19 protein-coding genes are annotated in these 23,729 nt (G+C 45.1%); 5 read left to right on the forward strand and 14 right to left on the reverse strand.

Translation table 11 applies throughout. The features are described 5' to 3' along the window. Positions 1-10: 10 nt before the first annotated feature. The 3 genes from KYK27_RS08380 (at position 11) to KYK27_RS08390 (ending at position 3,814) form a co-directional block, all read left to right on the forward strand. The gene (locus tag KYK27_RS08380) at positions 11-952 is read left to right on the forward strand and encodes a DUF808 domain-containing protein (protein ID WP_199109586.1); all 942 of its coding nucleotides are present in this window, start codon (positions 11-13) and stop codon (positions 950-952) included. 360 nt (positions 953-1,312) lie between these two features. Then, positions 1,313-2,116: a pseudouridylate synthase gene (locus KYK27_RS08385; protein ID WP_233150340.1), complete on the forward strand. Its 804-nt coding sequence runs from the start codon at positions 1,313-1,315 to the stop codon at positions 2,114-2,116. A gap of 603 nt (positions 2,117-2,719) precedes the next feature. Further along, positions 2,720-3,814 carry an endonuclease/exonuclease/phosphatase family protein gene (locus tag KYK27_RS08390; RefSeq protein ID WP_199109587.1) on the forward strand — a complete coding sequence of 365 codons (1,095 nt, stop codon included), beginning with the start codon at positions 2,720-2,722 and terminating at the stop codon, positions 3,812-3,814. A gap of 9 nt (positions 3,815-3,823) precedes the next feature. Here KYK27_RS08390 and KYK27_RS08395 read toward each other — a convergent pair whose 3' ends face one another. The 4 genes from KYK27_RS08395 to KYK27_RS08410 form a co-directional block, all read right to left on the reverse strand. Next, entirely contained in the window at positions 3,824-4,252 is a 429-nt protein-coding gene (locus KYK27_RS08395) for a response regulator (RefSeq protein ID WP_199109588.1), read from the reverse strand. Between the two features lie 4 nt (positions 4,253-4,256). Next, positions 4,257-5,654 carry a sensor histidine kinase gene (locus KYK27_RS08400; RefSeq protein ID WP_199109589.1) on the reverse strand — a complete coding sequence of 466 codons (1,398 nt, stop codon included), beginning with the start codon at positions 5,652-5,654 and terminating at the stop codon, positions 4,257-4,259. Between the two features lie 274 nt (positions 5,655-5,928). Further along, positions 5,929-6,564 carry a response regulator transcription factor gene (locus KYK27_RS08405; RefSeq protein ID WP_199109590.1) on the reverse strand — a complete coding sequence of 212 codons (636 nt, stop codon included), beginning with the start codon at positions 6,562-6,564 and terminating at the stop codon, positions 5,929-5,931. Between the two features lie 2 nt (positions 6,565-6,566). Further along, positions 6,567-10,376: an ATP-binding protein gene (locus KYK27_RS08410; protein ID WP_199109591.1), complete on the reverse strand. Its 3,810-nt coding sequence runs from the start codon at positions 10,374-10,376 to the stop codon at positions 6,567-6,569. Positions 10,377-10,689: 313 nt separating this feature from the next. On the opposite strand from KYK27_RS08410, the gene KYK27_RS08415 reads away from it, so the two are divergent. Continuing rightward, on the forward strand, positions 10,690-11,121 hold the full coding sequence (locus KYK27_RS08415) for a response regulator (protein ID WP_199109592.1): 432 nt from the start codon (positions 10,690-10,692) through the stop codon (positions 11,119-11,121). A 30-nt stretch (positions 11,122-11,151) separates the two neighbouring features. Here the strand turns inward: KYK27_RS08415 and KYK27_RS08420 are convergent, their stop codons facing one another. Then, complete coding sequence (locus KYK27_RS08420; RefSeq protein WP_233150341.1) at positions 11,152-12,384, reverse strand: serine hydrolase domain-containing protein; 1,233 nt, start codon at positions 12,382-12,384, stop codon at positions 11,152-11,154. A gap of 239 nt (positions 12,385-12,623) precedes the next feature. Further along, entirely contained in the window at positions 12,624-13,652 is a 1,029-nt protein-coding gene (locus tag KYK27_RS08425; RefSeq protein ID WP_199109593.1) for a synaptic vesicle VAT-1 family membrane protein, read from the reverse strand. Between the two features lie 237 nt (positions 13,653-13,889). On the opposite strand from KYK27_RS08425, the gene KYK27_RS08430 reads away from it, so the two are divergent. After that, the gene (locus tag KYK27_RS08430; RefSeq protein WP_199109594.1) at positions 13,890-14,303 is read left to right on the forward strand and encodes a hypothetical protein; all 414 of its coding nucleotides are present in this window, start codon (positions 13,890-13,892) and stop codon (positions 14,301-14,303) included. Positions 14,304-14,415: 112 nt separating this feature from the next. Here KYK27_RS08430 and KYK27_RS08435 read toward each other — a convergent pair whose 3' ends face one another. The 8 genes from KYK27_RS08435 to KYK27_RS08470 form a co-directional block, all read right to left on the reverse strand. Continuing rightward, a complete protein-coding gene (locus KYK27_RS08435; protein WP_199109595.1) occupies positions 14,416-15,447 on the reverse strand; it encodes a DUF4249 domain-containing protein in 1,032 nt (343 codons plus the stop codon). A gap of 6 nt (positions 15,448-15,453) precedes the next feature. Beyond that, positions 15,454-17,802, reverse strand: coding sequence for a TonB-dependent receptor (locus tag KYK27_RS08440; protein WP_199109596.1), 2,349 nt, complete (start codon positions 17,800-17,802; stop codon positions 15,454-15,456). Between the two features lie 431 nt (positions 17,803-18,233). Further along, positions 18,234-19,640 (reverse strand): alginate export family protein, encoded by a 1,407-nt coding sequence (locus KYK27_RS08445; RefSeq protein ID WP_199109597.1) that lies wholly within the window; start codon positions 19,638-19,640, stop codon positions 18,234-18,236. A gap of 48 nt (positions 19,641-19,688) precedes the next feature. Then, positions 19,689-20,309, reverse strand: coding sequence for an SCO family protein (locus tag KYK27_RS08450; RefSeq protein ID WP_199109598.1), 621 nt, complete (start codon positions 20,307-20,309; stop codon positions 19,689-19,691). Positions 20,310-20,350: 41 nt separating this feature from the next. Then, positions 20,351-21,052 (reverse strand): formylglycine-generating enzyme family protein, encoded by a 702-nt coding sequence (locus KYK27_RS08455; RefSeq protein WP_199109599.1) that lies wholly within the window; start codon positions 21,050-21,052, stop codon positions 20,351-20,353. A gap of 92 nt (positions 21,053-21,144) precedes the next feature. After that, complete coding sequence (nirK, locus tag KYK27_RS08460) at positions 21,145-22,620, reverse strand: copper-containing nitrite reductase (protein WP_199109600.1); 1,476 nt, start codon at positions 22,618-22,620, stop codon at positions 21,145-21,147. Positions 22,621-22,794: 174 nt separating this feature from the next. Continuing rightward, positions 22,795-23,100: a hypothetical protein gene (locus KYK27_RS08465; RefSeq protein WP_199109601.1), complete on the reverse strand. Its 306-nt coding sequence runs from the start codon at positions 23,098-23,100 to the stop codon at positions 22,795-22,797. A gap of 189 nt (positions 23,101-23,289) precedes the next feature. Next, positions 23,290-23,697: a response regulator gene (locus tag KYK27_RS08470; RefSeq protein ID WP_199109602.1), complete on the reverse strand. Its 408-nt coding sequence runs from the start codon at positions 23,695-23,697 to the stop codon at positions 23,290-23,292. Between the last annotated feature and the right edge of the window lie 32 nt (positions 23,698-23,729).

Below are 23,729 nucleotides of genomic sequence, written 5' to 3' on the forward strand. Positions count from 1 at the left end.
AAACTATAAAATGGCTTCAGGACTTCTTGCCTTATTAGATGATGTGGCTGCCCTTGTGAAAGTGAGTGCGGCGAGTTTGGATGATGTACCTACGCAGGTAGCAAAAACCACCAGCAAGGTTTCCGGTATTGTGATAGATGATACCGCCGTAACACCTAAGTATGTAGTTGGCCTGGACCCGTCCCGCGAGCTTTCCATCATTTACCAGATCGCCAAGAAATCACTGATCAACAAACTGTTGCTCTTAAGCCCCGCTGCGCTGGTGTTAGGTTTTTTTGCGCCATGGGCCATTCCGCCGATCTTAATGGTTGGTGGTGCTTTTCTGTGTTTCGAAGGCTACGAGAAGGTACACTCCATGTTCGGTAAGCACGCTGAAGCCTGCGAGAGTACAGAAGATGAAATGGAAGTGATCACACCGCAGGAACTGGAAAAAGAACGGGTGTCAGGCGCTGTTCGCACCGACCTTATCCTTTCTGCTGAGATAGTGGCTATAACCTATGCTACTGTTGCAGATAAACCCCTGGTTATGCAGATAGCCGTAATGCTGGCCGTTGGGATTTTTATAACGATAGCGGTATATGGTTTTGTAGGGCTGATCGTAAAGGCAGATGATTTTGGAGTGCACCTGGCAAAAGCTAACAACAGCCCGCAGGTTCGGAAGTTAGGAGTAGGTATTGTAAAATTTATGCCTACGTTTTTAAAGATCCTGAGCTATGTTGGTACGGCTGCCATGCTGTGGGTTGGGGCCGAAATTATTGCGCACGGTATTCCGTTCACAAGTCACGCACTCGATAAACTGGAGCATTCACTGTCAGATATTCCTGCGTTGGCGTGGTTTGTAAAAGCATTGGTTTGCGCCATTAGCGGTTTGATCCTGGGCTTCCTGATCGAAAAAGTAGTTACGCTTGCTCGTAGGCTGTTCAAGAAATCTCCAGCCGAAAAAAGCTTGTAAACTATAGTTTCAGCAACTATAGATAACTATAATATCAGAGAGCAATCCTGCCTGGTTAGCGTGGGGTTGCTCTTTTTGCTATCTATAGCTGCCGTTTTTTAATCTTAGCATGAGCAACGTCCTCCTTTCTTCTTATCGGCTACTATAGTTGCTATCAGTACAGATACAAAGCAATATTAAGTAAAGAATAAAACTTGTTAGAAGGAAGTTAAAGCCACAACTATAAGTCACCAAGATCCTTTCAGGATGACAAATTGGTGAAACTAATTCTGAGCTCCTTTTAAAATGCTTTTCAGAAAAATGAACGAATGATGGCTTCTGTTGTTAATTTTGCCAAACTATAGTTTAATACCCCACATTTTGTCAAACCGTTTAGCTTACCCCAACGCCTGCTTCACTCCTTTTGATGATCCAATAGCGACTGATACCTTACCTGAAAAGTTTACCTATCCTTTCAACTATACGCCTCATGCTCTTAGTGTGCGTGCTGCTGAAAAGCTACAGTATTACTTAGTAAAGCAGAAAGACTGGCAGCATAACTTCGGTTTAACAGAGGACCAGGAAGGAACAGTTATTGGGAAAATGTTTGGCGTGCTGGTTGTAAGAACAGTACATAACGAGTTGGGTTTTCTGTCTGCGTTTTCGGGTAAACTGGCTGGTGGGTTTCATCATGCCGGGTTTGTGCCGCCTGTGTTCGATAGCCTGACAGCAGGAAGTTTCCTGAACATTGGTATGCAGGAACTGACGCGCATAAACCAGCAGATTAAGAAGCTTACCGAAATGGAAATGGCTGAAAACACTACTGAAATCGCGCGTCTGCAGGAAGTAAGAAGGACAAACTCTATAGCCTTGCAGGGCAAACTGTTTGACCAGTTTCAATTCCTGAACCAGGCAGGCGAAGAAAAAAGTTTACGCGACATCTTTCAGAAATCAACAAATAATAACCCTCCTGCCGGGGCCGGTGAATGTGCTGCTCCCAAGCTTCTGCATTACGCTTTCCTACATGGCATGACACCCATAGCACTTGCTGAGTTCTGGTGGGGCTTATCGCCTAAATCCGCCTCCTGGAAACATGGCCACTTTTATCCTTCCTGCCACGAAAAATGTGCACCCATCCTGGCTCATATGCTTAAAGGCATTGTTATGGATGACAAACCTGAATAGTAGGCTTTTCCTGAACAGGTTCTATACATATCGAATATCGGTGCATGTAATAAACTATAATTGGTTCTTTGATTAAATCGAGCTACAAACTCAACTTAAATTCACGAGAAGATTATATCCTGGTTTGTATCGCCGTTTCATTCTCCTTTTTATCATTCTGAAATAACTTTCTTTTTATCATTCTGAAATAACTTTCTTTGCCCTCGCTCGCGTCCCGCGAGTGTGAGTTATCATATGGCGTCCCGCCACGTTATTACCAGGTTTTAAACTATAGTTGTAACTATAAACTATAAATTAAAGCGGCCAGAGTCCGCTGGTAGCTCACACTCGCCAGAGGCGAGCGAGGGCGGCTTATTAAATAATGTTGTCAGAATGAAAACGCCCTGGGTTCCAATGGGCAATTCTTAAGAAACACGGTTACTTACTAAATAGCTACAATCGCCGGCCTACATCATAAATCATCCATACAACTACCATGTATTCAACAACTAACAGGCTTCCTTTTATCTAAATCCAACTATAAATCTCCCCTGCTAGAGTTATAACGTATCATCTTTTACTGGCAACGGTTTAGCTGAAATACCTTTATGAAAACAGTGGCGGATGGCTTATAAAATACTGATAGCGCTCACCTACTTTCTTGCCTTTGTTACGGTGCTGCCGTTGTGGCGCTATAGCGCCTGGTGGGTTCGCGGATTCGATTTCCCGAGGTTACAGTTTATGATCCTGGCTTTGCTACTGCTACTGGCTGAAATCATCTTTCTCGATTTCTCCGACTATGACTCGTGGATCGTTACAACTATAGCTTTCGGGGCATTCTGTTTTCATGGTAGCTGGATATTGCCTTTTACCAAGCTTTTTCCTGTTGAAGTTAAAGCCTCCAGGCACAACGATCCTAAAAACAAGATTACCTTCCTGACGGCAAACGTGCTTACTACTAACCAGAACTATAAAGGACTCCTAGACCTGGTAGCCAAACACCAACCCGATGTGCTGGTAGCCCTTGAAACAGACCGCTGGTGGGAAGAAAAACTATGCGAGTTAGAAACAGATTATATCCACACCTTAAAGTGCCCGCTTGATAACCGCTACGGAATGCATGTGTACTCGCGGCTTGCCTTAGAGGATACCGCTATTCAATATCTGGTGGAGCCGGATGTGCCTTCTATGCATGCGCTGGTTGTACTGCGGTCGGGTGTTCGGGTGCGTGTTCATTTTTTGCATCCTGCCCCGCCCAGCCCAACTGAAAATCCTGCCTCTTCGGAGCGTGATGCCGAACTACTGGTTGTGGCAAAAAGTGTTTCGGATGAGGCCTGCCCTATTATAGTTACCGGCGACCTGAATGATGTGGCCTGGTCTGCTACAACCCGTCTGTTCCGGAAGATAAGCGGCCTGCTGGACCCACGCATCGGAAGGGGCATGTTTAACACTTTCCATGCTGAGTTCTGGTTTGCCCGCTGGCCCCTGGACCACCTCTTCCATAGCGAACACTTTACGCTGGCCCATATCAAGAGGCTACCATACTTTGGGTCAGACCATTTCCCGATGCTGGTAGCGCTTAGCTATGACGAACCATATGGCGCTGACCAGGAAGGCCTGGTTGCTGATGAAGAAGACAAGGCCTGGGCCGAAGAGAAAATGGAAGAACATGCAGTTGAGGAATCAGACGTACATGAGCCGGGCAAGGAGAATGTCTAAAGCAGGCAGCTAACCATAGCTTCGGTCTGTAGAAGGATTATTCAGTTTATACACCAGCCTGTTCAATGCTTCCTCTGACAGTGGCTTTGTAACATAATCAATGACACTTTCATATTGCAGGGCAGCTTTTATATCGGCTTCAATATCTGACGACGACAGCATGGATATTTTAGATGGTAACTTCTCGTGAAAGCCCAGTTCATGATACAGGTTCAGGAAATGAAAACCATCCATAAAAGGCATGTTAATATCCAGTAAGATCAGGTCCGGAACCATGGAGTTGCTGTTGATACAGGCTGTCAGGTAGTCGAGCGCCTCAGGGCCACTCATGCAATAGTGCACATCTCCTGAAATGCCTGCATGTTCTATAACGATCTTGCAGAAGAGGTTATTCACTTCATCATCATCCACAATCAAAACCTGGTTTAGCTTGTTCATATAGTTAATTCTTAGGGATAAAAACACTAAAGGTTGTTCCCGATAATTCGTCGCTATTCAATTCTATAGTTGCCTGTAATTTTTCCAGAGCCTGTTTAACAATAAATAACCCAAGCCCGGAACCGGGTACATGCATGTTGCCCCGGTAAAACATGTCGTAAATTTTATCTTGTATGCCTTTGGCTATGCCGGGCCCGTTGTCCGAAACTTCCAGCACTACTTTATTAGGCTGGTCCAGTATGCCGATCAGTACAAACCGGTTTTCACCTTCAGGGTGATGGTGCAATACGGCATTGCAGATCAGGTTCTGTAAAACGGCTCGTACCAGTCCTAAATCTGCGGTTATAGTTGTTTTTGTTTGCCCGCAAACCTTTATGATAATATCTTTTGCCTGAGGCAAGAGTTGTATACCCTCTACTACCTCCCTAATTAATGAATGCAGGCAGATAGCTGTATGCTCCACTTGTTTCTGGGAGATCCGCGTTAAACTGATCAGGTCATTTACCAAAGTAGATAGCTGTTTATGAGATTTCCTGATCATTTCAAGATATGACCTGGTTGCAGGATCTTGGGTTTTAAGGAAGGCAAAATCAAGTACCCCTTCCATGGCTGCCAGCGGAGACTTTAAGTCGTGTGAGGCCCGGTACATAAACATATCAAAGTCTTTTGCTTTGGCGCTTAATTTACCCCTCACGGTTTTCAGCTCCGTAATATCACGTTCTGTCAGCACTACTCCGTTTAAATCTCCCTGTTCATCTTTAAGCGGAATAGCGTTCACCAGGTAAGTTTTAAGATAGTGTGCCTCCCTTTTTTTAATAACGATCTGGTCATAAACTGTCTCTCCTCTGAAGGCCCTCACCAACGGCAATTCATCTTCTTTAAACTCTGTTTTACCATCCTGCTTCAAGTTTATAGTTTCAGACTCCGCTTGGTCGCCGTGAGTCGTATCACTCCTCAGAGCTGCCTGGTTTATGATCGTAATGTTGCCTGCGTTATCAAAAGCAGTGATCTCGGGAGGAACACTGTCAATAACGGTTTGCAGCAGGTCATTATGCCGTTTTAGTGCCTTCTTGTTCTCTTCATGCACGGTCACGTTCTGTATCTGCAGCAGCACATAGGCAGTTGTCAATGGTATGGCTTTCGCTTCGAAGTATTGCTTTTTAGGAATTATACCCAGCGCATAATTTGCCACATGTACAGACCCTTTTTGTATGGCAGCAGTTACAGTTTCCATCACTTGGGTAACTATAGGTTCAGGCAGCATCATGCGCAGGTGTGGCCTGTTTTGGTGATGCATTACCAGATCAGCAACAAGACCGGTTTCAAACTCCTGGTAATGCCCGGTTTCAGTAACCAGTAACACCAGGTCAGTTACGGCCCTTATCATTTTATCTCCTGTCATGTACTTGTGTATTTATGCTGTGCAGCGAACCAGCCCCGGCTTAAACCTATAGTTCTGACTAAAAAGGCGGACTGGACATTATGAGGAATTGCTGCTGAATGCACAACTCATATCTTAAACAAAGAACGTAGCAGGAGGTCACACAGGCTATTTAAACCGTAAATAAATGCTGTAGCAGATACAAGGTATTGTTTCCGGAAATTTTATGACACCGTATAACAATACCCATAATATTCTAAACTAAATAAACAGCCTGTGTTAGGACGTTAAGAGATTATTCAAGTAAATGATGGGTAATACAGTATTTGGTAAGCTCCGGAATGGTTGAGATCTCCATCTTTTTATAGATCCGGTTTTTGTAAGTATGTACTGTACTGGTCGTAATATTCAGCTCCTCGGCAACGTTCTTTACACTTGTGCCTGCTGCAAGTTTACAAAGTATCTGAAACTCTTTATCTGACAACAGCTCATGTTTTTTGTCCTGGTTGCTCCCCGATCGCACTGCTTCCACTAAATATTCTGCCAGTGCCGGAGATATGTACTTACCTCCTTCGTAAATTTTGCGGATTGCTAAAATAAGCTCACGGGCGGCACCCTCTTTAGTTAAATACCCTGCAGCACCTGCCATTAACGCCCTTACGGCATACTTTTTTTCGGAGTGCATGGTTAGTATGAGCACCGGTATAGTTGGGTAATACTTGTTAATGTCTTTCAGTACATCGATTCCGTCCCGCACAGGCATGCTGATATCCAGAACGACAATGTCTACTTCATTCTTTTGCAGCAATCGTATTACCTCACCGCCGTTGATGGCTTCGGCTACTACCCGCATATCCGGCTCTCTTTTAATTACTTTTTTAAGGCCTTCCCTTATCAGCACAAAATCGTCTGCAATAAGAATTCTGATCATGTTCATATCGTTTTATTAAGAGTTGCATCCACAAGCAACTCCACCGTAGTTCCACTTCCCGGGCTGGATTTTATGTTCAGTTGCGCCTGTATATGCTGGGCACGCTCTTTTATACCAAGCATTCCGAACGACTGTTTTCCATCAAGCGCATTTTCGTCGAAACCTATCCCATTATCTACTACCAGGAATCTGAATTTATCATTTTCTTTTGAAATCTCAATACTGGCGTTTTCTGCTTTCGCGTGTTTTATAATGTTGGTCACAGATTCCTGTATCATCCGGTACACTTCAATGGCGAGGTTGGGCGGCAGTTCTATATTATCTACTTCAGACCTTACATGAATGAAAAAGCCGGTCCGTTTTTCCATATCTGCAGCCAGACGCTGTATCTCGTATACCAGTTCCAGGTCATCGGACATAGAAGGGCGAAGCTGCGATATGATCTTTCGGAGTGATACGAGGGATGCGTTCAGGGCCTGCTCCATGCCTCCTAAGCTTTCCAGCATTACCTGTTTGTACTTGCTTCTGCTATCGGCAATACGGTCATAAAGCAGCATTATCTCAATCTTAAAAGCAGAAAGTGTTTGTCCCAGTTCGTCGTGTATTTCGCGTGCTATCAGTTTGCGCTCATTTTCGCGGAGATCCTGCAAATGAGAAGTAAGCAAATGCAGCTGCTCATGCGACTTTACCAATTCCTCTTTCTTGCGTTTATTTTCTTCTATCTTACCTATAAGCCGTTCGTTGGCCAGTTGTAAGGCTGCCGTTCTGGAGGTTACTCGTTTTTCCAGTTCGCTGTTGTATTTGCTCATCAGTGATGCGGCCCACTTAAACTCCGTGATATCGGTGCAGGCCCCAATATAACCCAGCAATTGTCCGTCTTCGGTTATCCTCGGTACACCATTATTCAATAACCAGCGGTACTCCCCGTTTTTATTTAGCAAACGGTACTCTATGCTGAAGACCTGCTTGGCATCAAAAGCGTTAGCATAGGTATCCAGCAGTATCTCCATATCATCCGGGTGCACGCCTTCTGTCCAGCCGTAGCCCTTCTCTTCTTCCATGGTTCTGCCCCTGAAATGGAGCCAGCTGTCGTTAAAAAAATCGCCCAGTTTATCTGGCCCCGACATCCAGATCAGAACAGGTGCAGCATTGGCTACTTCGGCAAATCTTTTTTCTGTTTCTTTCCGGGCTTGTTCTTCCAGTTTACGATCCGTTATATCCGCAAAGTAAGCCGACGAGCCATTAACACCAGGGTAAAGCCTGCAATCAAACCACTTATCCAATACCTTATCATAGTGCTCTGTCGCTACTGGCTGCATGGTTTGCAGTGCAAACTGTATCTTCTGGTACAATTCTGTATCAGCAAGGTAAGGATACACATCAAACACTTTTCTGCCAATATGCTCTTCCCTTGTTTTGCCTGTAATCTCAATTGCTCGGTTATTGACATAAGTATATTCGAGATCCGGCGTAACATGGTAAAAGGCATCACTTATACTGCTCAGAATATTCTCGAGCAGTTCATTCCTTTGATTGGTTTCCGCTATAAGACGCTGTTCTTTCAGTTTCCACTCATTTCGTAAGGTTGCATTCCGAATCTGTGAGCTTATTCTTACCACCAGTTCTCTGGCACTGAAAGGTTTTATAAGGTAATCGTCGGCACCCACATCCAGCCCCTTAAATTTATCTTCCTCTCCTGCCCTGGCTGATAGCAAAATAAAAGGTATAGTTGCGAGAGCCGGCATGTTCCGGACTGTATGCAGCAACGAAACTCCGTCCATAAACGGCATCATTACATCTGAAAGGATCAGATCCGGCGCCTGAAGCTGTATGAGCTCCAACGCTTCCTGCCCGTTACCTGCCGTAAGTACATGATAGTTTATATCCAGCAGCCGTTTCACATAGTTCAGCATGTCCGGGTTATCATCTGCCAGCAACACAGTTGGTTTGAGTACTTTCTGATCATCCGGATTAAAAACTTCAGTTACAGGAGGCTCCATCGGCATAGGCTCAAACCACGATTCGGTTTCCGACACATAGTTTTTACTGGTGCTTATATACCTAAGTTCCTGGCTGGTTACATTGTCCGTTGGAACAGGCAACAACTGCTCGTTTACTTTGGGAATAGCAACTATAAACTGACTTCCCTGGCCGACCTTGCTCTGCACCTGTACACTGCCTTCATGTAGTTTTACGAGATCAGAAACCAGTGCTAACCCGATTCCGGAGCCCTCAAAATTGCGCCCCTGGTTCTGTTCTACCCTGTAGAATTTTTTGAACAGCATGGGCAGATCATGCTCAGGAATTCCAATCCCTGTGTCTGTAACATGTAGCTCTACGGTGTCGCTCTTCTCTATCAGCGCTACGGTTATGCTACCCGTCAGGGTATATTTAAAAGCGTTGGAGATTAGGTTCAGCACAATCATTTCCCACATATCCGGATCGACCAGAACTGGCCCAGATAAAGGCTGGCAGTTGATCGTATAGGCCAGGCCTCCCTGCTGCATCACCGTTTTAAACGTGCTGGCAAGTTCTAAAGTCAGTTGATCGAGGTTAACAGGTATAAAGCGTGCATTGTACCTGCCATCCTCTACATGCGAAAAGTTGAGCAGGTGATTGACCTGTTTCATCAGTCGCATGGCATTGCGTTGCATTATCTGAAGAATCAGTACATTCTCATCTTTCTGCTCGTCCGGATTATTCAAAAGCACTTCCAGAGGTCCCAGGATCAGTGTTAGCGGCGTCCTGAATTCGTGGCTTACATTCCGGAAGAAAGTGGTTTTGGATTTGTCGAGTTCAATGAGTTTCCGTGACAAAAGGCGTTCTTTCTCAAGAGTCCTTATTGTTGTTATCAAGCTATTTACCTGGGCCGACAGTAGCATCAGAAAATTACGATAATCGTCATCATACGGAAGTACCGGGCTTAAACCAATCACCAGGTATCCTCTTAAAAGTTGCTGCCCATTATCGGCTACAGGTATTCCTACAGCCTGCTGGGAAAGCAGGCCATGCTCCGGGGTACTTAACTTATTTCTTAACTTCTCAGGGATGACGACCGGCTGTAGAAATCTGTCTTCATTTTCCTTCAGATCAAACACGCAATCATCGATCAGGCTTTCGTCATCAGTTAACGGACCTGTAAAGGCATGTTCGGTGAAGCAGCTTAGCGTTTTCTCTTCCCCTTCAACCGTATAGAGCATCGCAAAGGATATATCTTCCGGATAGCGGCTGAGGATTTGCTTTACCTGTAGCCGTGCTTCCTCTGCTGAAAGATCAGTTGAAATCCCTGCAATACTTCTAATGGCTGAGAGTCTTCTTTTATTTAGTACCTGCGCCGTATCTTCGTAGCAAGCGCAGAAAATGCCACCTATAGTTCCATCGCCCTGGAGTATGGGGCTATAAGAATAGGTATAGTAGGTTTCTTCCTTAAAGTGCTTCCGCTGAATATAAAACAGGCTGTGCTCCTCAAAGTAAGTTTCTCCGTTCAGCAATACATTCTCCATTACCGGCCCTATCCTGTTCCATATTTCTGGCCAAACCAGCTTAGCAGGCTGCCCAAGTGCTTTCGGGTGCTTCACTCCCAACACAGGCATATAGCCATCGTTGTAAAGCATGATCATGTCAGGGCCCCACCACACAAACATGGGGTAAGCAGATGCCAGCATGATGCGTACAGAAGTTTTGAGCGTTTCAGGCCACGCAGCTACAGGCCCCAGCGCTGAATTTTCCCAGTCATATTCCCGCATAGCACTAGCCATGTTGCCTGACCCACAGAAAACATTCTCCCTAGATGCTGTAACCGCTTCTTTCATTCTGTATTGGTTTGGTAATTGGTGGCTTACTTCACAAGCAGTGTAACTATAAAACTAGGATAATTTCTCAAACTATAATGCTTGCTGATCTGTTATTAAATGCCAGCTATAGGCCTTGATAAGTACAAAAGGAGAAGCCTTATACCAGATCTCCTTCATAAAGTTGGATACTTCCACAGCCAGCAACTATAGTTTATCTTTGAATTTAGCTTTTGATATCCTTGCCAAACGATAGTTTAAACTATGCCCACAGAAAGTTTTACAACCTCCATTAAACGTCCGCGTTATTAAAAATTCGCTTAAATATGTAGTTATGAGCTCCAAACTAAGAGAAGTACTTATTATAGACGATGACCAGACTGCCAACTACATGAATGAGCGGGTAATCTCTGAAATGCAGATAGCCAGGCACGTAAAGGTATTTCTCAACGGGAAAGATGCACTGAAATATATTGTAGAGAACTGTGGCAAAGATCACGACACTTGCCCGGAGCTGATCATCCTAGATCACTACATGCCGGAAATGGATGGGTTGGAATTTATGGAAAAACTGCACGAGCACGGCTTCATAGAAAAGATGCGGACTGTTTTTCTTTTACTCGCCGTTCACACAAATATAAAAGACCTCAAGCAATTCCAGGACCTGGGGGTGCAGGAGTTTACAAGTAAACCGCTCTCCAAAAAAAGGCTACAGGAAGCATACGATAAATACTGGGCGAACGACACAGCAAAAAACAGTTCCTGAATTGATTTAAAACCTGAAACTATAGTTTAGCTATAGTTGGTTGCCAGCCGCTTTGGATTGCTTTCTAAAGTTAGCTACCATTTTAGGCTGTTCCGGGTACAGGAATTTCTGAATCTCTTTCAGATGCCTGAAACTGCCGTTTGGTACATTACTCAATACTATAAGCGCGCTATGGTCTTTGGGGTTACGGAGAAGATAGGTTGCGTAACCATGCCACAAGCCTCCGTGGTAAACGATTGTATCGCCACTTGTTACAGTTTTAATGCGCCAGCCAAAGCCGTAATCTTCGTCTCTTTTCTTTTTACGCGAGCCTATAAAAGCTTCTTCCAGTGTTTCCTGCTTCACCAGTTTTCCGGTGTATAGGGCCTGGTCCCATTTATAAAGATCCTCTACGGTAGAGTAAATTCCTTTGTCGCCAAGCACTGTATCCAGGTAATCAGGTGATCTTTTGCGCCTGCCGCCGGTGTGTCCTGTAGCTACTTTACCAGTTAAGGTGGCTACATTCTTACTATAGGTAAAGGTATTCTTCATTTTAAGAGGGCCAAAAATGCGCTTCTGAAGGAACGTTGCGTAGGGCATACCCGATGCTTTTGCCACAATAGATGCCAGCACCATGTAGCCTGTATTGCTGTAATTGAAATGCGAATCCGGATGAAAATAGACCGGGGGCTGATAGGTTGACATCAGTTGCAGTACATCCTGGTTTGTAATTGGTTTGTTACGGTCGGGCCATAGTTCATCACTGAAATAGGTATAGTTGCCCAGCCCAGACCGGTGCGTAAGCAACTGCCTGATAGTGATGCCATGGTACGGAAAGTCAGGAAGATGCTGCTGCACGCTATCGTCGTAGGCAAGTTTGCCCTTTTCCTTTAGCATCATAATGGCCATGGCCGTGAATTGCTTTGAAACCGATGCCAGCTGAAAAGCCGTTTGCGTGGTAAGTGTATCTTTCCGGGAAAAATCAGAATAGCCGAAAGCGCCTTTATAAAGTACCTGGTCGTATTTGGTAACCAGCACGGTACCGTTAAAACCACTACGTTTATGTAATTGAGTAAAAATAGAGTCGAGGTGGTTGCCTAGTTTGGTGGCGCTGTCTGCTGTAAAGTAGGCTGGGACTTCTATTTGCTGTCTTTCCTCTTCTGCTATTCTTTGTTGCTTTACCTGTTCGGTTTTCTCTGCATCCTGGCACGCAACCATCGATACTATAAGAAGCGCCGCCGCTACGCTCCTGCCCATTAAAAACTGTACTCTTGAAAAAATCATACCTGAAACTACCAACGCCAAACAAGCACTAAATATACTTTAACTTTTGAGGTTCACTTGTTATAAGAGCCGAAAAACTGTACTCCCAATTCTCTGCACAAAAACGAAGCATAACCTAAACTGGTATAGCCGCCAATTAATAATTATGCAACGACACCCTGGCTCCTACTATGTCCATGCGTTTAAGTTTACTTTAAAGTTAAAGTATCGAACTATAGTTCCGGAATTTCAGGGAAACGTTAGTCTTCGACAGTAACTACAACTTTGCCCGTTGTTTTACCTTTCTGGAACAGGCGGATGGCTTCATGCATTTTATCAAAAGGAAAAACATGGCCAATATGCTGAGGTTTAAGCTGTAGCGCCAGTAGTTCGCGGAGCAACTCGTGCATCATATCGGTTTGCTCGTAGAGGTAAATGAGATTAAAACCCATAAGCGATTTATACTCGGTTGGAAGGCGCAAAGGGTCTATTTTAGGCCTTCTCAGAAACTTCCAGATAAGGCTCGGGTAGTTGGGACGGGAACTATGGCTTGTAAAACTGGCATTGCCATATACTACCATCCTGCCCATCGGTGCCATTGTTTCCCAGCCCTGCTGCAGTATTTTACCGCCAATGCACTCCATTATCAGGTGCAAAGGCCGATCATCCAGCGCATGTTTCAGTTTTTCATCAAACCTATTATCTCTGACGATAACAGCATCGTACCCTTCTTCTTTCAACAGAAACTCAACTTTACTGGCCCGGCCTACCGTTCCGATGGTGTATGCACCGAACTTTTTGCAGATGCGGTTTGCTAAAATACCCACGCCCCCGGCTGCACTGTGTATCAGCACTGTTGCCCCATGCTGCAGATTACCGAGCGTTGTAAGCGCGTAATAAGCCGTCAGGCCCTGCACCAGGAACCCCGCTCCTTCCTCAAAACTCCACGCATCCGGTAACGGAATAACATACTGGTGATTGATATTGATACGCGAAACATAACCGCCAAACCTGGTAACTCCCATAACCCGGTCGCCAACGTTCCATTCTTTCACGCCCTCTCCCACAGCCGTTATCTCACCAGAAAACTCCAGACCGGGTATAAAGGGACCTTTGGGAGTAGCGCTGTAGAGGCCCTGCATTGCAAAAATATCAGCAAAGTTGAGTCCTATTGCTTTTACGTTAACGGTTACTTCGCCAGGCTGCAGATCACCTAATGCTTCGGTCTGCAGCGTAAGGTCGTTAATGGAGCCGGCTTTGGGCATGCGGTAAACGATGCGATCAGGCATAAAACTATAGGTTAAGTGTTGGAATGAGCTTCTCGGAACTATAGGTGCTGCTATGTTTCCGGGAAGGATGTTGGTTTGATAGTTAAAACTACTGCAATTTTATTTTCTGAAGCGAATTATCGTTTCTCTGAACTATAGCTTTAGTTGTAACCAAAGTCAAAATAGCAAAAAGGAAAATCCTACCGGAATCATTCCTATATTTGTCGTTACACCTACTTTATAGTTTGCACCTTACCAATGGTTCTTTTTGAAAACAGTATAGTAAAATTAGATTACGACCCGGCAACAGACATTATAGAAGTTGCTTATCCAGATTTACATACTTACCTCTTAGCTGAAATAAAATATACCATCGACCAGATGGTAGATATCATTAAAAGTTACGACATAAAAAAGCTGCTGCTCGACTCTTCCAAAACCAGAATTTCTGTAAGTGAGGAAGAAAGCAGAGAGATATCCACTTACCTGGCCAGGGGCCTGGCGACTACCCGTATACAAAAAGTAGCTCGTTTGCAGTCTCCCAGCCAATCCGTTGAGAAACTGGCAATAAACAACATTAAAACCTTAGAGCAGAGCAAGGTAATGCCTTTTCAGCTAATAAACTTTTCTGATAAAACGGAGGCAATAGCCTGGCTAAAAGAGAAGGCTTAATTTTTTACAGTTTTAAAACTATAGCTGCGCCCATACTTTATGCAAAAGGGCCTGAACTATAGTTCAGGCCCTTTTCTATTTCAAATTCTATTGCTGAATCATAACTATAAGTTTACCAGCCTTCGGGCATCTGTCTGGTTGCACCTTTAAGGGCCTCGCAATTATCCGGGTACTTGTATGGTGGGGCCGGGTACGTTAGCTCAGAACGGAGAATAGTAACTTGCTTCACACTCACACCTGATACATCAAAGAAGCCTAACACCTGCTCCTCCTCATTAGCCGGGTTTTTAATGTTTCCTTTTACCTCTGCCGGAGGCGGATCGAAAACAGTGCCTGTGCTGTTCTTTTGCTGCTCCAGGATGCGGAAGAAATCGTAAGCTTCCTGGGTAATTGAATGCTGGTATATGGTCAGCTTATTTTTTACAGCCAGATACTTCTCGAACGGCATAAACAATACCGCCTGGTTCTTTACATCTCTGCCATTTACAAGCCGGTCGTCGGCTACCCGTAACAGTTCTAATTTTTCGTGAAGGAAACACTGGATACAGCATTCTTTTGGGGCTGGTTGCCCGGACCATGGATCAATGAAGTCCCAGGGCTGTGTGTTCACTTCGTATTGGGTTGAGAAGGACCATCTCAAAAAGTTCTTATACTCAGCCGGGTCTTTGTAATCAACAAGTACGTTGTAGCCCATGTATAATTGATTTTCACGAACTCCCTCAAAAGCATAGGTCTGCTCATCCACCTCAAAATGAACGGAATCAATGGGTAGCGGCTCCTGCATTTTTACCGGCGCAGACTGGTATAGTTTGTTGCCAACCGATATGTTTAGCCAATACGTATTTCCCGGCACGCCATAAGCCATCGCGCCAGCTTCGGGGTAATAGTAACCTGCTTTATCGTATCTGAAACTATAGCGCTCCCCTGCATCACTGGAAACAAACACAATGGCACCTTTTTCAAACTCGTTGTAAGGTACCGAATGCGGCTGCGAGTAACTTAAGCGGACATAGTTTAGCTTGGCCTCATTTGTAAAGTAGCCTTCTACAACCAGGTGCTTTTTCTGCGTATCAAGGTCCACATCTACAGGATCGATGCAACCCATCAATAAAACAAGCGCAAAAGTTAGTATCCTTTTTAACATAGCAGGCTAAAATTTAACATTAAAGTTTATTGACGGAACAGGCGCACCAAGCACAGATAATTTGTAAGCGGACGGAGACTCGCCGTAGTAGTGCTGGTACAACATAGAATAGGCATTTTTACGACCATAGACGTTGTAAACCGATAAACTGCCGCTGTATTCTGCCTTGTCTGTTTTAATTATCTCGCGGTTCAGCGATACATCCAGGCGGTGATAATCGGGCATGCGCTGTTGGTTGCGGCCGGCATAGTTCGAGAAAATCTGGCCCTGGAACCAGTACCACGAATCGGCGGCTGTTACCGGCCGGCCAGTGTTGTAAGTAAAGTTGCCGGATACTTTCCAGTTAGGCCAAAGGTGGTAATCTACAAAAACGTTCAGGTTCAGAGGTTTGTCATAGTTCGATGGATAATACTCACCATCGTTTATAGTTTCGGCTTTGGTGGCCCCTGCAATTTTGCGAAGTGAGCGCGAGTACGTAAAACTCACCCAGCCACGCATACGGCCCAGGTTCTTCTTCACCAGCCACTCCGATCCATATGCATAACCATCGCCAAACAACAAATCCGACTCCAGCGACGGGTTTAGTAAGATGGTGGCGCCGTCTTTATAGTCTACCTGGTTGTAAAGATTTTTATAGTACACTTCCCAGCTATACTCATACATGCTTTCGGGCTCCATAAAGAAATAACCCACCGATACCTGGTCCGATACCTGGGGCTCAATGTGCTTGTTCGATAGCTTCCAGACATCGACAGGGGTAATAGCGGCCGTGTTGGAAATAAGCTGGATGTACTGGCGCGTTCGGCTATAGCCTATTTTAAAAGAAGATGCCTCAGACAACGAATACTTAACCGAAGCGCGCGGCTCTAACCCATGATAGGTCTGCACCACATTCCCCGAACTATAATACAGCGTATCTATAATGTTCAGGTCGCTGCGTGGCTGGCCTTCGGCATATACATAAGTAACCGACGGGCCAATTTTAGCGAAATGTGAATAACGAAGCCCAACTGAAACGGAAAACTTATCGTTCAGTTTGAACTCATCGTTTATGAAAGCAACTGATTCCAAGCCTTTGTCATCCTGCAATGTTCGCCGGTTAAGGCTCGAAGTGCCGTACGGTACCAGATCGCCGGGCTCGATAGCGTACAAAGACACTTCTGCACCAAAATCTACCTGGTGATTTTCTTTCCCGAAATAACCGAAATCTACTTTAAACTGGCTCAGATCTATCCCGGACCTCAGCTCAAATTCCTCACCAGTCGAGATGCCTTCTACTTTATTTTTGTAAATACTTTTAACTGCAGTAGCTGTGCCTGTAAAATCGTTGCTGAAAAGGTGATTCCACTTTAGCGTTCCGAGCGTGTTGGTCCATTGGTAGGTCGTATCGTTCGGAAATTTAAAGCCATCGCCGCTGTGATATCCTGAAAATGTCAGGCTGTTTTTCTCGTCGAGCTTGTACTTAAATTTTAGATTTCCGTCGTAAAAGTGGCCCGAGCTTTTTTTGATGTTCTTGCTTGGGAAAAGCTTCATGACATAGTTCGGGTAGGCACCTCTTAGCGCAACCAGCATCGTTAGCTTTTCCGATATCGGGCCATCCATGCTGAATTTGGCTGTAATCGGCGACAGACCAATCTCGTATTGCATCTTATCTTCGTTACCATCGCGCAGGCTTACATCCAGTATCGACGAAATACGGCTTCCGTACCGGGCTGAAATGCCACTCCGGTGCAGTGTAAAACTTTTTAAAATATCAGGGTTATAAACCGAAAAGAAGCCGAATAAGTGGTTTGAATTGAAGATCGGGGCATCGTCCATCAGTACCAGGTTCTGGTCGGCGCTGCCACCGCGCACAAAAAAACCGGATGTACCTTCGCCTGCATTTACCACACCCGGCAGCGTTGATACAGTTCTGATCACATCAGCCTCTCCGAGTAACTTGGGCATGCGGGTCATCAGTTTCTGGTCGATATAAGAGCTACCCATGTTGGTAGAATTTATACCTGTGGTAGGCCGTGCGGTAACTTCTACTACTTTCAGGTCGAAGTTGCGAGGTACCAGTGTCAGCACAATGTCTTTGTCTTCGGTAACAACTATAGTTTCTCTAAAAGGCGCCATCCCAATAAACTGGCAGTTAACCTCGTAGGTACCTTTGCTAAGCGCAATGCTAAAACGGCCCTGTTTATCGCTCAGCGCAGATTTATCCTGCGAGAAAACTACGTACGCTCCTTCCAGCCTTTCTCCCCACGCGCCTTTTACCGTACCTGTTATCTTATACTTTTTGCTGTCAGGCTGTTGTGCAAAGCCCTGCTGAACGAGCAATATGAGGAATACTATCAGGATTCTATGAAGCATATAGAAGATTTATAGGATCAAATATAAACTATAATCTATGTTTAAACAAAGACAAGATGCCTCGCTGGCAAAACTTCTGTAAACAGCCTATAAATAATTGGTATACAATCAGTAATTTTATTCAGGGAGGTAGTAACCTTACTGTTACCTCTTAAAACCGATTGTGTAAAAGGGAACTATGGACAGGGCCTTAAATTCAGCAGTACATCTATAGTATCAGACTATTTCTACTGGCTTTTAGGAGAAAAATGAGATATAAAACTGCTGTTAGAGCTGGTTGAATATAGACAGATTTTTATTTACACCTGAATTATTTTCCTTAAACTCTGCCTTAAAATATTACATAAAATCATATCTGCAGGAACAAAAAAACCGCTCCATTTACATGGAGCGGTTCCTGAAACTATAGCCTTGCTATTTTAAACTATAGTTTAGTTCTTAGCCAGAAAATCCGGGGTAAAGTTCAGCATCAGGTAAGCCCACTGGCCACGGTCCTGTTTGGTTTTAGCCGGCGCTTTTAAAACATTAAGCTTATCGGTGGCAAAAATGGTGGCGTAACCGGCTTCTATGTTCACGTTCTTAAGCAAACTATAGTTTAGTACCAGGTCCAGCTCTGTTCCCAATCTTCTGTCTGAACCAGTTGATCCGGTTGGATTTACCTCGCTGTCGGCAATTTTGTTGGCTGCATAAAATTCGTGCAGGTCCAGGGCAACTATAAGCTTATCACTTGCCTTAAACTTGTTGCGGATAAAGTAATCAACCAGGCCCGGTGAACGCGTTAAATTACCATCTACGCCAAACGGATCTGCCACATAAAAGTAATCCATGAAGCCCCAGAATTTGTGCGGCGTACCATACAGCGGATCAAAACGATGGTTCACGCTGCTCTGTTTGGTAGTGTTGTTCCCTGACAGATAATCGAAGCCTGGGTTTGTGGTGAATTTGCCAGAACTATAGCTTGCATCCGCTGTCAGATTGTAGGCATCAAGCGTATTGCCAACTCTGTCGTTGTTGCCCTGGTAATAAGCGGCTGCGTTAAAACCGATCTTATCTGATACTTTAGAGAAAACCGCGCCTCCAATTGTAATTCTGCTGTTCACACCTGCCACCGGCGTAATCATCCCATCTATAGTTTGGGTCTTCTGGAAATCGTCTTTAAACAGTAGCCCGGTCACCTTACCATATTTCATAGTTTTGGCGGCGTATAGGTACTGCATCGATTTATACATCATCCCTATTCCGTTTGTGCCCGGCACTACAGGAGCGGTTGGCGTGCCGTTATAGATGTTGCCGCTTTTGCCGGGGGTGTCTTTTCCGTGATTCTGGTTAAAGGCAAAGCCTGCATCTGCAGCCCAGCCTTTGTGACTGAATTTTAGAACTATAGCATCGTGACGCCGGGCCTGCTGCAGCCAATCCAGGTTGCCAAGTAACCGCGAGTCGTCGTACATAATCTCCTGCCGGCCGGCTTTTATGGAGAGGTTCTCTACATTTATAGTTGCAGAATCGCTCAGGATCATTTCGCCCCATGCCTGGTGCAGGAAAAGCTTGCTACCTTCGAGGTTACTTATAGTTGATTGGTCAGAGCCCCAGACACGCACATCCTGCACCGATACAAAAACACGGTACTTGCTTGCATTGTAGCCCAGGTTCAGGCGGGTGCGTTGACTAGTAAAAACACTGGCTTTGGCATCCTGGGCTGGTAAGGTTCCCTGGCCGTCGCGCAATTCGGTTCTGGTGCGTAGTTGCCCTGTAAGCGAGACTTGTGCGCTGGCTGTGTGTTGTAAAAGTATAAAGCCTGCTCCTGTAAAGAAGAGCGCTTTAAGTAGATTTCTTTTCATAAGAGAGTTGATTTTGCGCTTTCTTCTTTCGGTTGGCAGGCCTATAGTTTAAATGTTCTGGAGCAGACCGTCAATCGTTTTCACGGTTTCGTCCGGGTCTTTTCCAAGGCCTTCCTGCTGGTGAATGATCTCACCGCCGGCGTTCAGCACAGTTATGATATTAGAGTGAGCGATCTCGCCGTTACCACCATTTTTATACTTCATGTTAAGCAGCACAGCAAGTTCCTGTATGTTCAGTTCGCTGCTGGTCAGCAGAGTCCAGCGCTCCGGATCCAGGTTATTATCTGTTGCAAACTGTTGTAATTTGGCTGGCGTATCGTTTTCCGGATCCATCGTTACCAGCACAATGCCTACCTCCCCATTTTTATAGTTCTCGAGTTTGGCTTCGATGCGTTTTAAATCGGCAACAATGCGCGGGCAGGCGTAGGTACAATTGGTGTACATCATGGCCACCAGCTGCACTTTTCCATTCAGCTGCACCAGCTTTATAGTTTCATTGTTCTCGTTCTGCCACTCCGACTCCAGGTTGTAAAGCGACATATCAGAGAGCTCCGTAACTATAGTTGCTTCTGTATTTTGGTGTGCAGCAAGTGCATCAGTCGGGTTGGTCTCAGAGCAGGAGCTAAGTGTAAGGCCTAACAGTATGCTGAGTGGTAAAAGGTATTTCATAGTGGCGTTTCTTTAAATTTGATTTCTAAGTTTGGAAAGGACTAAATACTTTTGGCGCAGCGGAAACCAAGGTTAGCGACCGTATAATTGGCTTTCAGGCTGGAGCGGAAAGCGTAGCGCATAAAGGCTACATAGTTCTTTACATCCTTCGCACCGTCAGATCCTGATCCGCAGAACAGCTGTCGGTCCATGGTTACATCTGCTCTCGATTCGCCGACTACCATAGCTGAGTTAAAGTTCTGTGTCCATTCCCATACCATCCCGATCATGCCGTGCAAACCATAGTAGTTCCGGAAACCTTCCTGCACTGGTGGCAGGTAAGTTGGGTTTGGTTTGCTGTACCATTCAATGCTGCGCTGGTAAAACTTTTCATCGTTGGCGGCATTGGCTTTGGTTTCGCTGGCAAGAGCGGCATATTCCCACTCTTCTACAGTTGCCAGGCGTTTGCCCTGGCACTCGCAGTAAGCTTTGGCGGAGAACCACGACACATTAATAACCGGGCTGTTCTGAATTTTAGCAGCGTTAGGTCCTATGCTAAGGTCACCGTCCCACTTTTTCAGGTAATTCTCGTCGGCAAACAGTTTCTTGACAGCAGACTTTCGCCACTTCGGATACTTGTTTACAAACGCCAGGTATTCGGCATTGGTCACTGGGTATACATCCATCAGAAAAGTCTTCACTTTTACCGGAATGGAATCGCTCCCGTAAAGGGGCACAAAAGTACCGCCCTTTACATTTACCATGTTTTTAGGGAGAGACTTTTGTGCCTGCACATTACAGCAGACTCCTACCAACAGTATTAACAAAACAGTCTGTGGAGTATCATCTTTAATTATTAGTGTTTGAAGTTAGCCTTTGCTTTACCTACCTGGGCCGGAGTAATCTCGCCACCTTTGTTGCCCCATGTGTTCAGCACATAAGTCATCACGTTCGCAATTTCTTCGTCAGATAGTTTAAGCTTTGGCATGGTACTGTTGTATAGTTCGCCGTTCACTTTAATCTGTCCTTCCAGGCCGTGTGCTACCACACCAATGGCTCTGTTCACGTCCGCGTTCAGGTAATCAGACTTGGCAAGCGGAGGGAAAGCTCCTTTGATACCTTGTCCTTCAGCCTGGTGACAAGCCTGGCAGTTCTGGGCATAAAGTGTCTTACCTAATTCCAGGCGCATGTCTTTGTTAGATGCCAGGGCTACTGCAGGAGCTTTAGACTTAGGCATTTCCTGTACTGTAGAACCTTCCGGCTGGTAAATTTTCTGAACGATCTGGCCAGAGTAGATCTTCTTGTCTTCGTTACCTTCTACTTTCAGCATACCCAGGGCACCTTTGTTGAATGCTCTGAAGATAGAGTGATCCACCAGTACATAGTTACCCGGTACATCAGCTTTAAACTCTGTGATGGCAGCGCCACCGGCAGGCACTAAAGTGGTCTGGATGTTTTCGTTGATGGTAGAACCACCTTCTGCATACACTTTGTCGAAGATCTCACCGATCACGTGGAAGGAAGAGATCAGGTTAGGGCCACCGTTACCAACAAACAGACGAATGTTTTCTCCTACTTTAGCGGTAAGGGCATTGTCGCCGGTAAGGGCACCTACGGATCCGTTAAACACTACATAAGACGGATTTTCATCTAATGCTTTCTGCATATCAAAAGGCTGCAGACCAGGTACTCCGAAGTCTCCTTTTGTATAGAAGTCACCCTGCATTACATAGTATTCTTTATCTACTTTAGGAAGTCCTGCTTCAGGCTCTACCAGGATAAGGCCATACATACCGTTTGCAATGTGCATACCTACCGGAGCAGTAGCGCAATGGTAAACATACAAACCTGGGTTAAGCGCTTTAAAGCTGAAAACTGTTTCCTGGCCTGGAGCAGTAAAGGTAGAAGCCGCACCACCACCAGGGCCGGATACAGCGTGCAGGTCAATGTTGTGTGGGTTTTTGCTATCCGGGTGGTTCATTAAGTGAAATTCCACTTCGTCATTCTGGCGGATACGGATAAATTTACCCGGTACTGAACCACCAAATGTCCAGAAGGTGTAATTCACGCCATCGGCCATTTTCTTAACTACTTCTGTTACTTCCAGCTTAACCACTACTTTGGCAGCGTGCTTACGAGTTATGGGAGCAGGTACGTTCGGGGCGTCTGTCAGTTCTGCCATGATGGTTGGCATCTCTTTAGGAGCCGCTTCATTTGTCTGGGTGGCAGCTTCGGCCGGTGTGGTCTGGGAGCTGCAAGAACTCAGTATACCGATGCTGTAAATTCCGATTGCAAGTAGCTGTACTACTTTAGTAAGTGTAGAGGTTTTCATGATGAATCATTTAGTTGATTACTGATGCAAAGTAACTTCGCAAAATCCACTGCTGTTATGACTGTGGTCATAAACCAAAATGACTTGCATCACTAAAACCCCATATTCTGCTGATACCGGAACTATTGCTTCCGGATTTGAACACACTATTATAGTTATAGAAGGAATCGTGCTTTATTCAAAATTCAGCACAGCCACAAAGGTGCTTTCGGGGTTGTCGGTAGTGACGTGTACAGAAATGTGATCGTAGAAAACGAACTTCTTGCGGATAGCTATTGCTTCTCCGGTATGGTGTTGCGAGGGTTGCAGATGTATGCTGTAGATGGGCACATCCTTTTCATCTATAACTGTTAGTTTTAAATCTCCTTCTGAGGCTGGCCACTCCTGCACGGTTAACGTTTCAAGCTCCAGGCTCCGGGTATCTTCAGTGCCATGCAGGCGCAAGGTGGTGTTATAGTTGGTAAGTGTAATTGTTTTCATAGTTCGGTAGGTGGTACACTATATACATAAGGCTGAAACCCTTTTAAGTTACATCACACTGCCTGCCTTACTCCCAATTTAGTGTAGTACAGCTATTAAAAGTAAAAACTATAGTTGACCAAACTATAAAAACCAAAAGGCCTCTCCTACCGGAAAGGCCTTTGTATCTTGTATACTTATAGCTTTTGCTTAGTTAAAGTGCTTTTGTATCAGCAGCTCCAGGCTTTCTTTTGTAAGGGGTTTGCTTATAAACTCGTCTACACCAAGCAGCTTTACCTTCTCAATATCGCGCGGATCGAGCGACGTAGTTAGCACAGCAATGATGACCGAACTATAGTCGAAGCCTTCTATAGTTTGCAGCACCTCCAGGAACTTAAAACCATCCATCACCGGCATGTTAATATCAAGCAGGATGAGCGCAGGCACCGCTTCAGTTTCTGATGCAGTGCATCTTTCCTGCAACAGGGCTAATGCCTCTTTGCCATTCTGCGCAATTAAGAGTTCATCGGTAAGTCCTGCCCTGTTGATTATGAGCTTGCTGATGTAGTTTGTGGTCTCATCATCATCAACCAGTAATATGGATGCAATCTTTTTCATTTAAAATATCAGGCAAATAAAAACGCTAAACT

Origin of the sequence: Pontibacter populi (assembly GCF_019336435.1) — a bacterium.
Taxonomy (GTDB): Bacteria; Bacteroidota; Bacteroidia; order Cytophagales; family Hymenobacteraceae; genus Pontibacter; species Pontibacter humidus.

What these genes read in the sequence shown, in the direction of transcription:
- KYK27_RS08430 (WP_199109594.1), top strand. Translation starts at nt 13,890, where the DNA reads ATGGTTCTTTTTGAAAACAGTATAGTAAAATTAGATTACGACCCGGCA.
- KYK27_RS08425 (WP_199109593.1), bottom strand. Translation starts at nt 13,652, where the DNA reads ATGCCTGATCGCATCGTTTACCGCATGCCCAAAGCCGGCTCCATTAAC.
- KYK27_RS08440 (WP_199109596.1), bottom strand. Translation starts at nt 17,802, where the DNA reads ATGCTTCATAGAATCCTGATAGTATTCCTCATATTGCTCGTTCAGCAG.
- KYK27_RS08380 (WP_199109586.1), top strand. Translation starts at nt 11, where the DNA reads ATGGCTTCAGGACTTCTTGCCTTATTAGATGATGTGGCTGCCCTTGTG.
- KYK27_RS08435 (WP_199109595.1), bottom strand. Translation starts at nt 15,447, where the DNA reads ATGTTAAAAAGGATACTAACTTTTGCGCTTGTTTTATTGATGGGTTGC.
- KYK27_RS08390 (WP_199109587.1), top strand. Translation starts at nt 2,720, where the DNA reads ATGGCTTATAAAATACTGATAGCGCTCACCTACTTTCTTGCCTTTGTT.
- KYK27_RS08455 (WP_199109599.1), bottom strand. Translation starts at nt 21,052, where the DNA reads ATGGTAAATGTAAAGGGCGGTACTTTTGTGCCCCTTTACGGGAGCGAT.
- KYK27_RS08400 (WP_199109589.1), bottom strand. Translation starts at nt 5,654, where the DNA reads ATGACAGGAGATAAAATGATAAGGGCCGTAACTGACCTGGTGTTACTG.
- KYK27_RS08470 (WP_199109602.1), bottom strand. Translation starts at nt 23,697, where the DNA reads ATGAAAAAGATTGCATCCATATTACTGGTTGATGATGATGAGACCACA.
- nirK (WP_199109600.1), bottom strand. Translation starts at nt 22,620, where the DNA reads ATGAAAACCTCTACACTTACTAAAGTAGTACAGCTACTTGCAATCGGA.
- KYK27_RS08420 (WP_233150341.1), bottom strand. Translation starts at nt 12,384, where the DNA reads ATGATTTTTTCAAGAGTACAGTTTTTAATGGGCAGGAGCGTAGCGGCG.
- KYK27_RS08445 (WP_199109597.1), bottom strand. Translation starts at nt 19,640, where the DNA reads ATGAAAAGAAATCTACTTAAAGCGCTCTTCTTTACAGGAGCAGGCTTT.
- KYK27_RS08450 (WP_199109598.1), bottom strand. Translation starts at nt 20,309, where the DNA reads ATGAAATACCTTTTACCACTCAGCATACTGTTAGGCCTTACACTTAGC.
- KYK27_RS08405 (WP_199109590.1), bottom strand. Translation starts at nt 6,564, where the DNA reads ATGATCAGAATTCTTATTGCAGACGATTTTGTGCTGATAAGGGAAGGC.
- KYK27_RS08410 (WP_199109591.1), bottom strand. Translation starts at nt 10,376, where the DNA reads ATGAAAGAAGCGGTTACAGCATCTAGGGAGAATGTTTTCTGTGGGTCA.
- KYK27_RS08415 (WP_199109592.1), top strand. Translation starts at nt 10,690, where the DNA reads ATGAGCTCCAAACTAAGAGAAGTACTTATTATAGACGATGACCAGACT.
- KYK27_RS08395 (WP_199109588.1), bottom strand. Translation starts at nt 4,252, where the DNA reads ATGAACAAGCTAAACCAGGTTTTGATTGTGGATGATGATGAAGTGAAT.
- KYK27_RS08465 (WP_199109601.1), bottom strand. Translation starts at nt 23,100, where the DNA reads ATGAAAACAATTACACTTACCAACTATAACACCACCTTGCGCCTGCAT.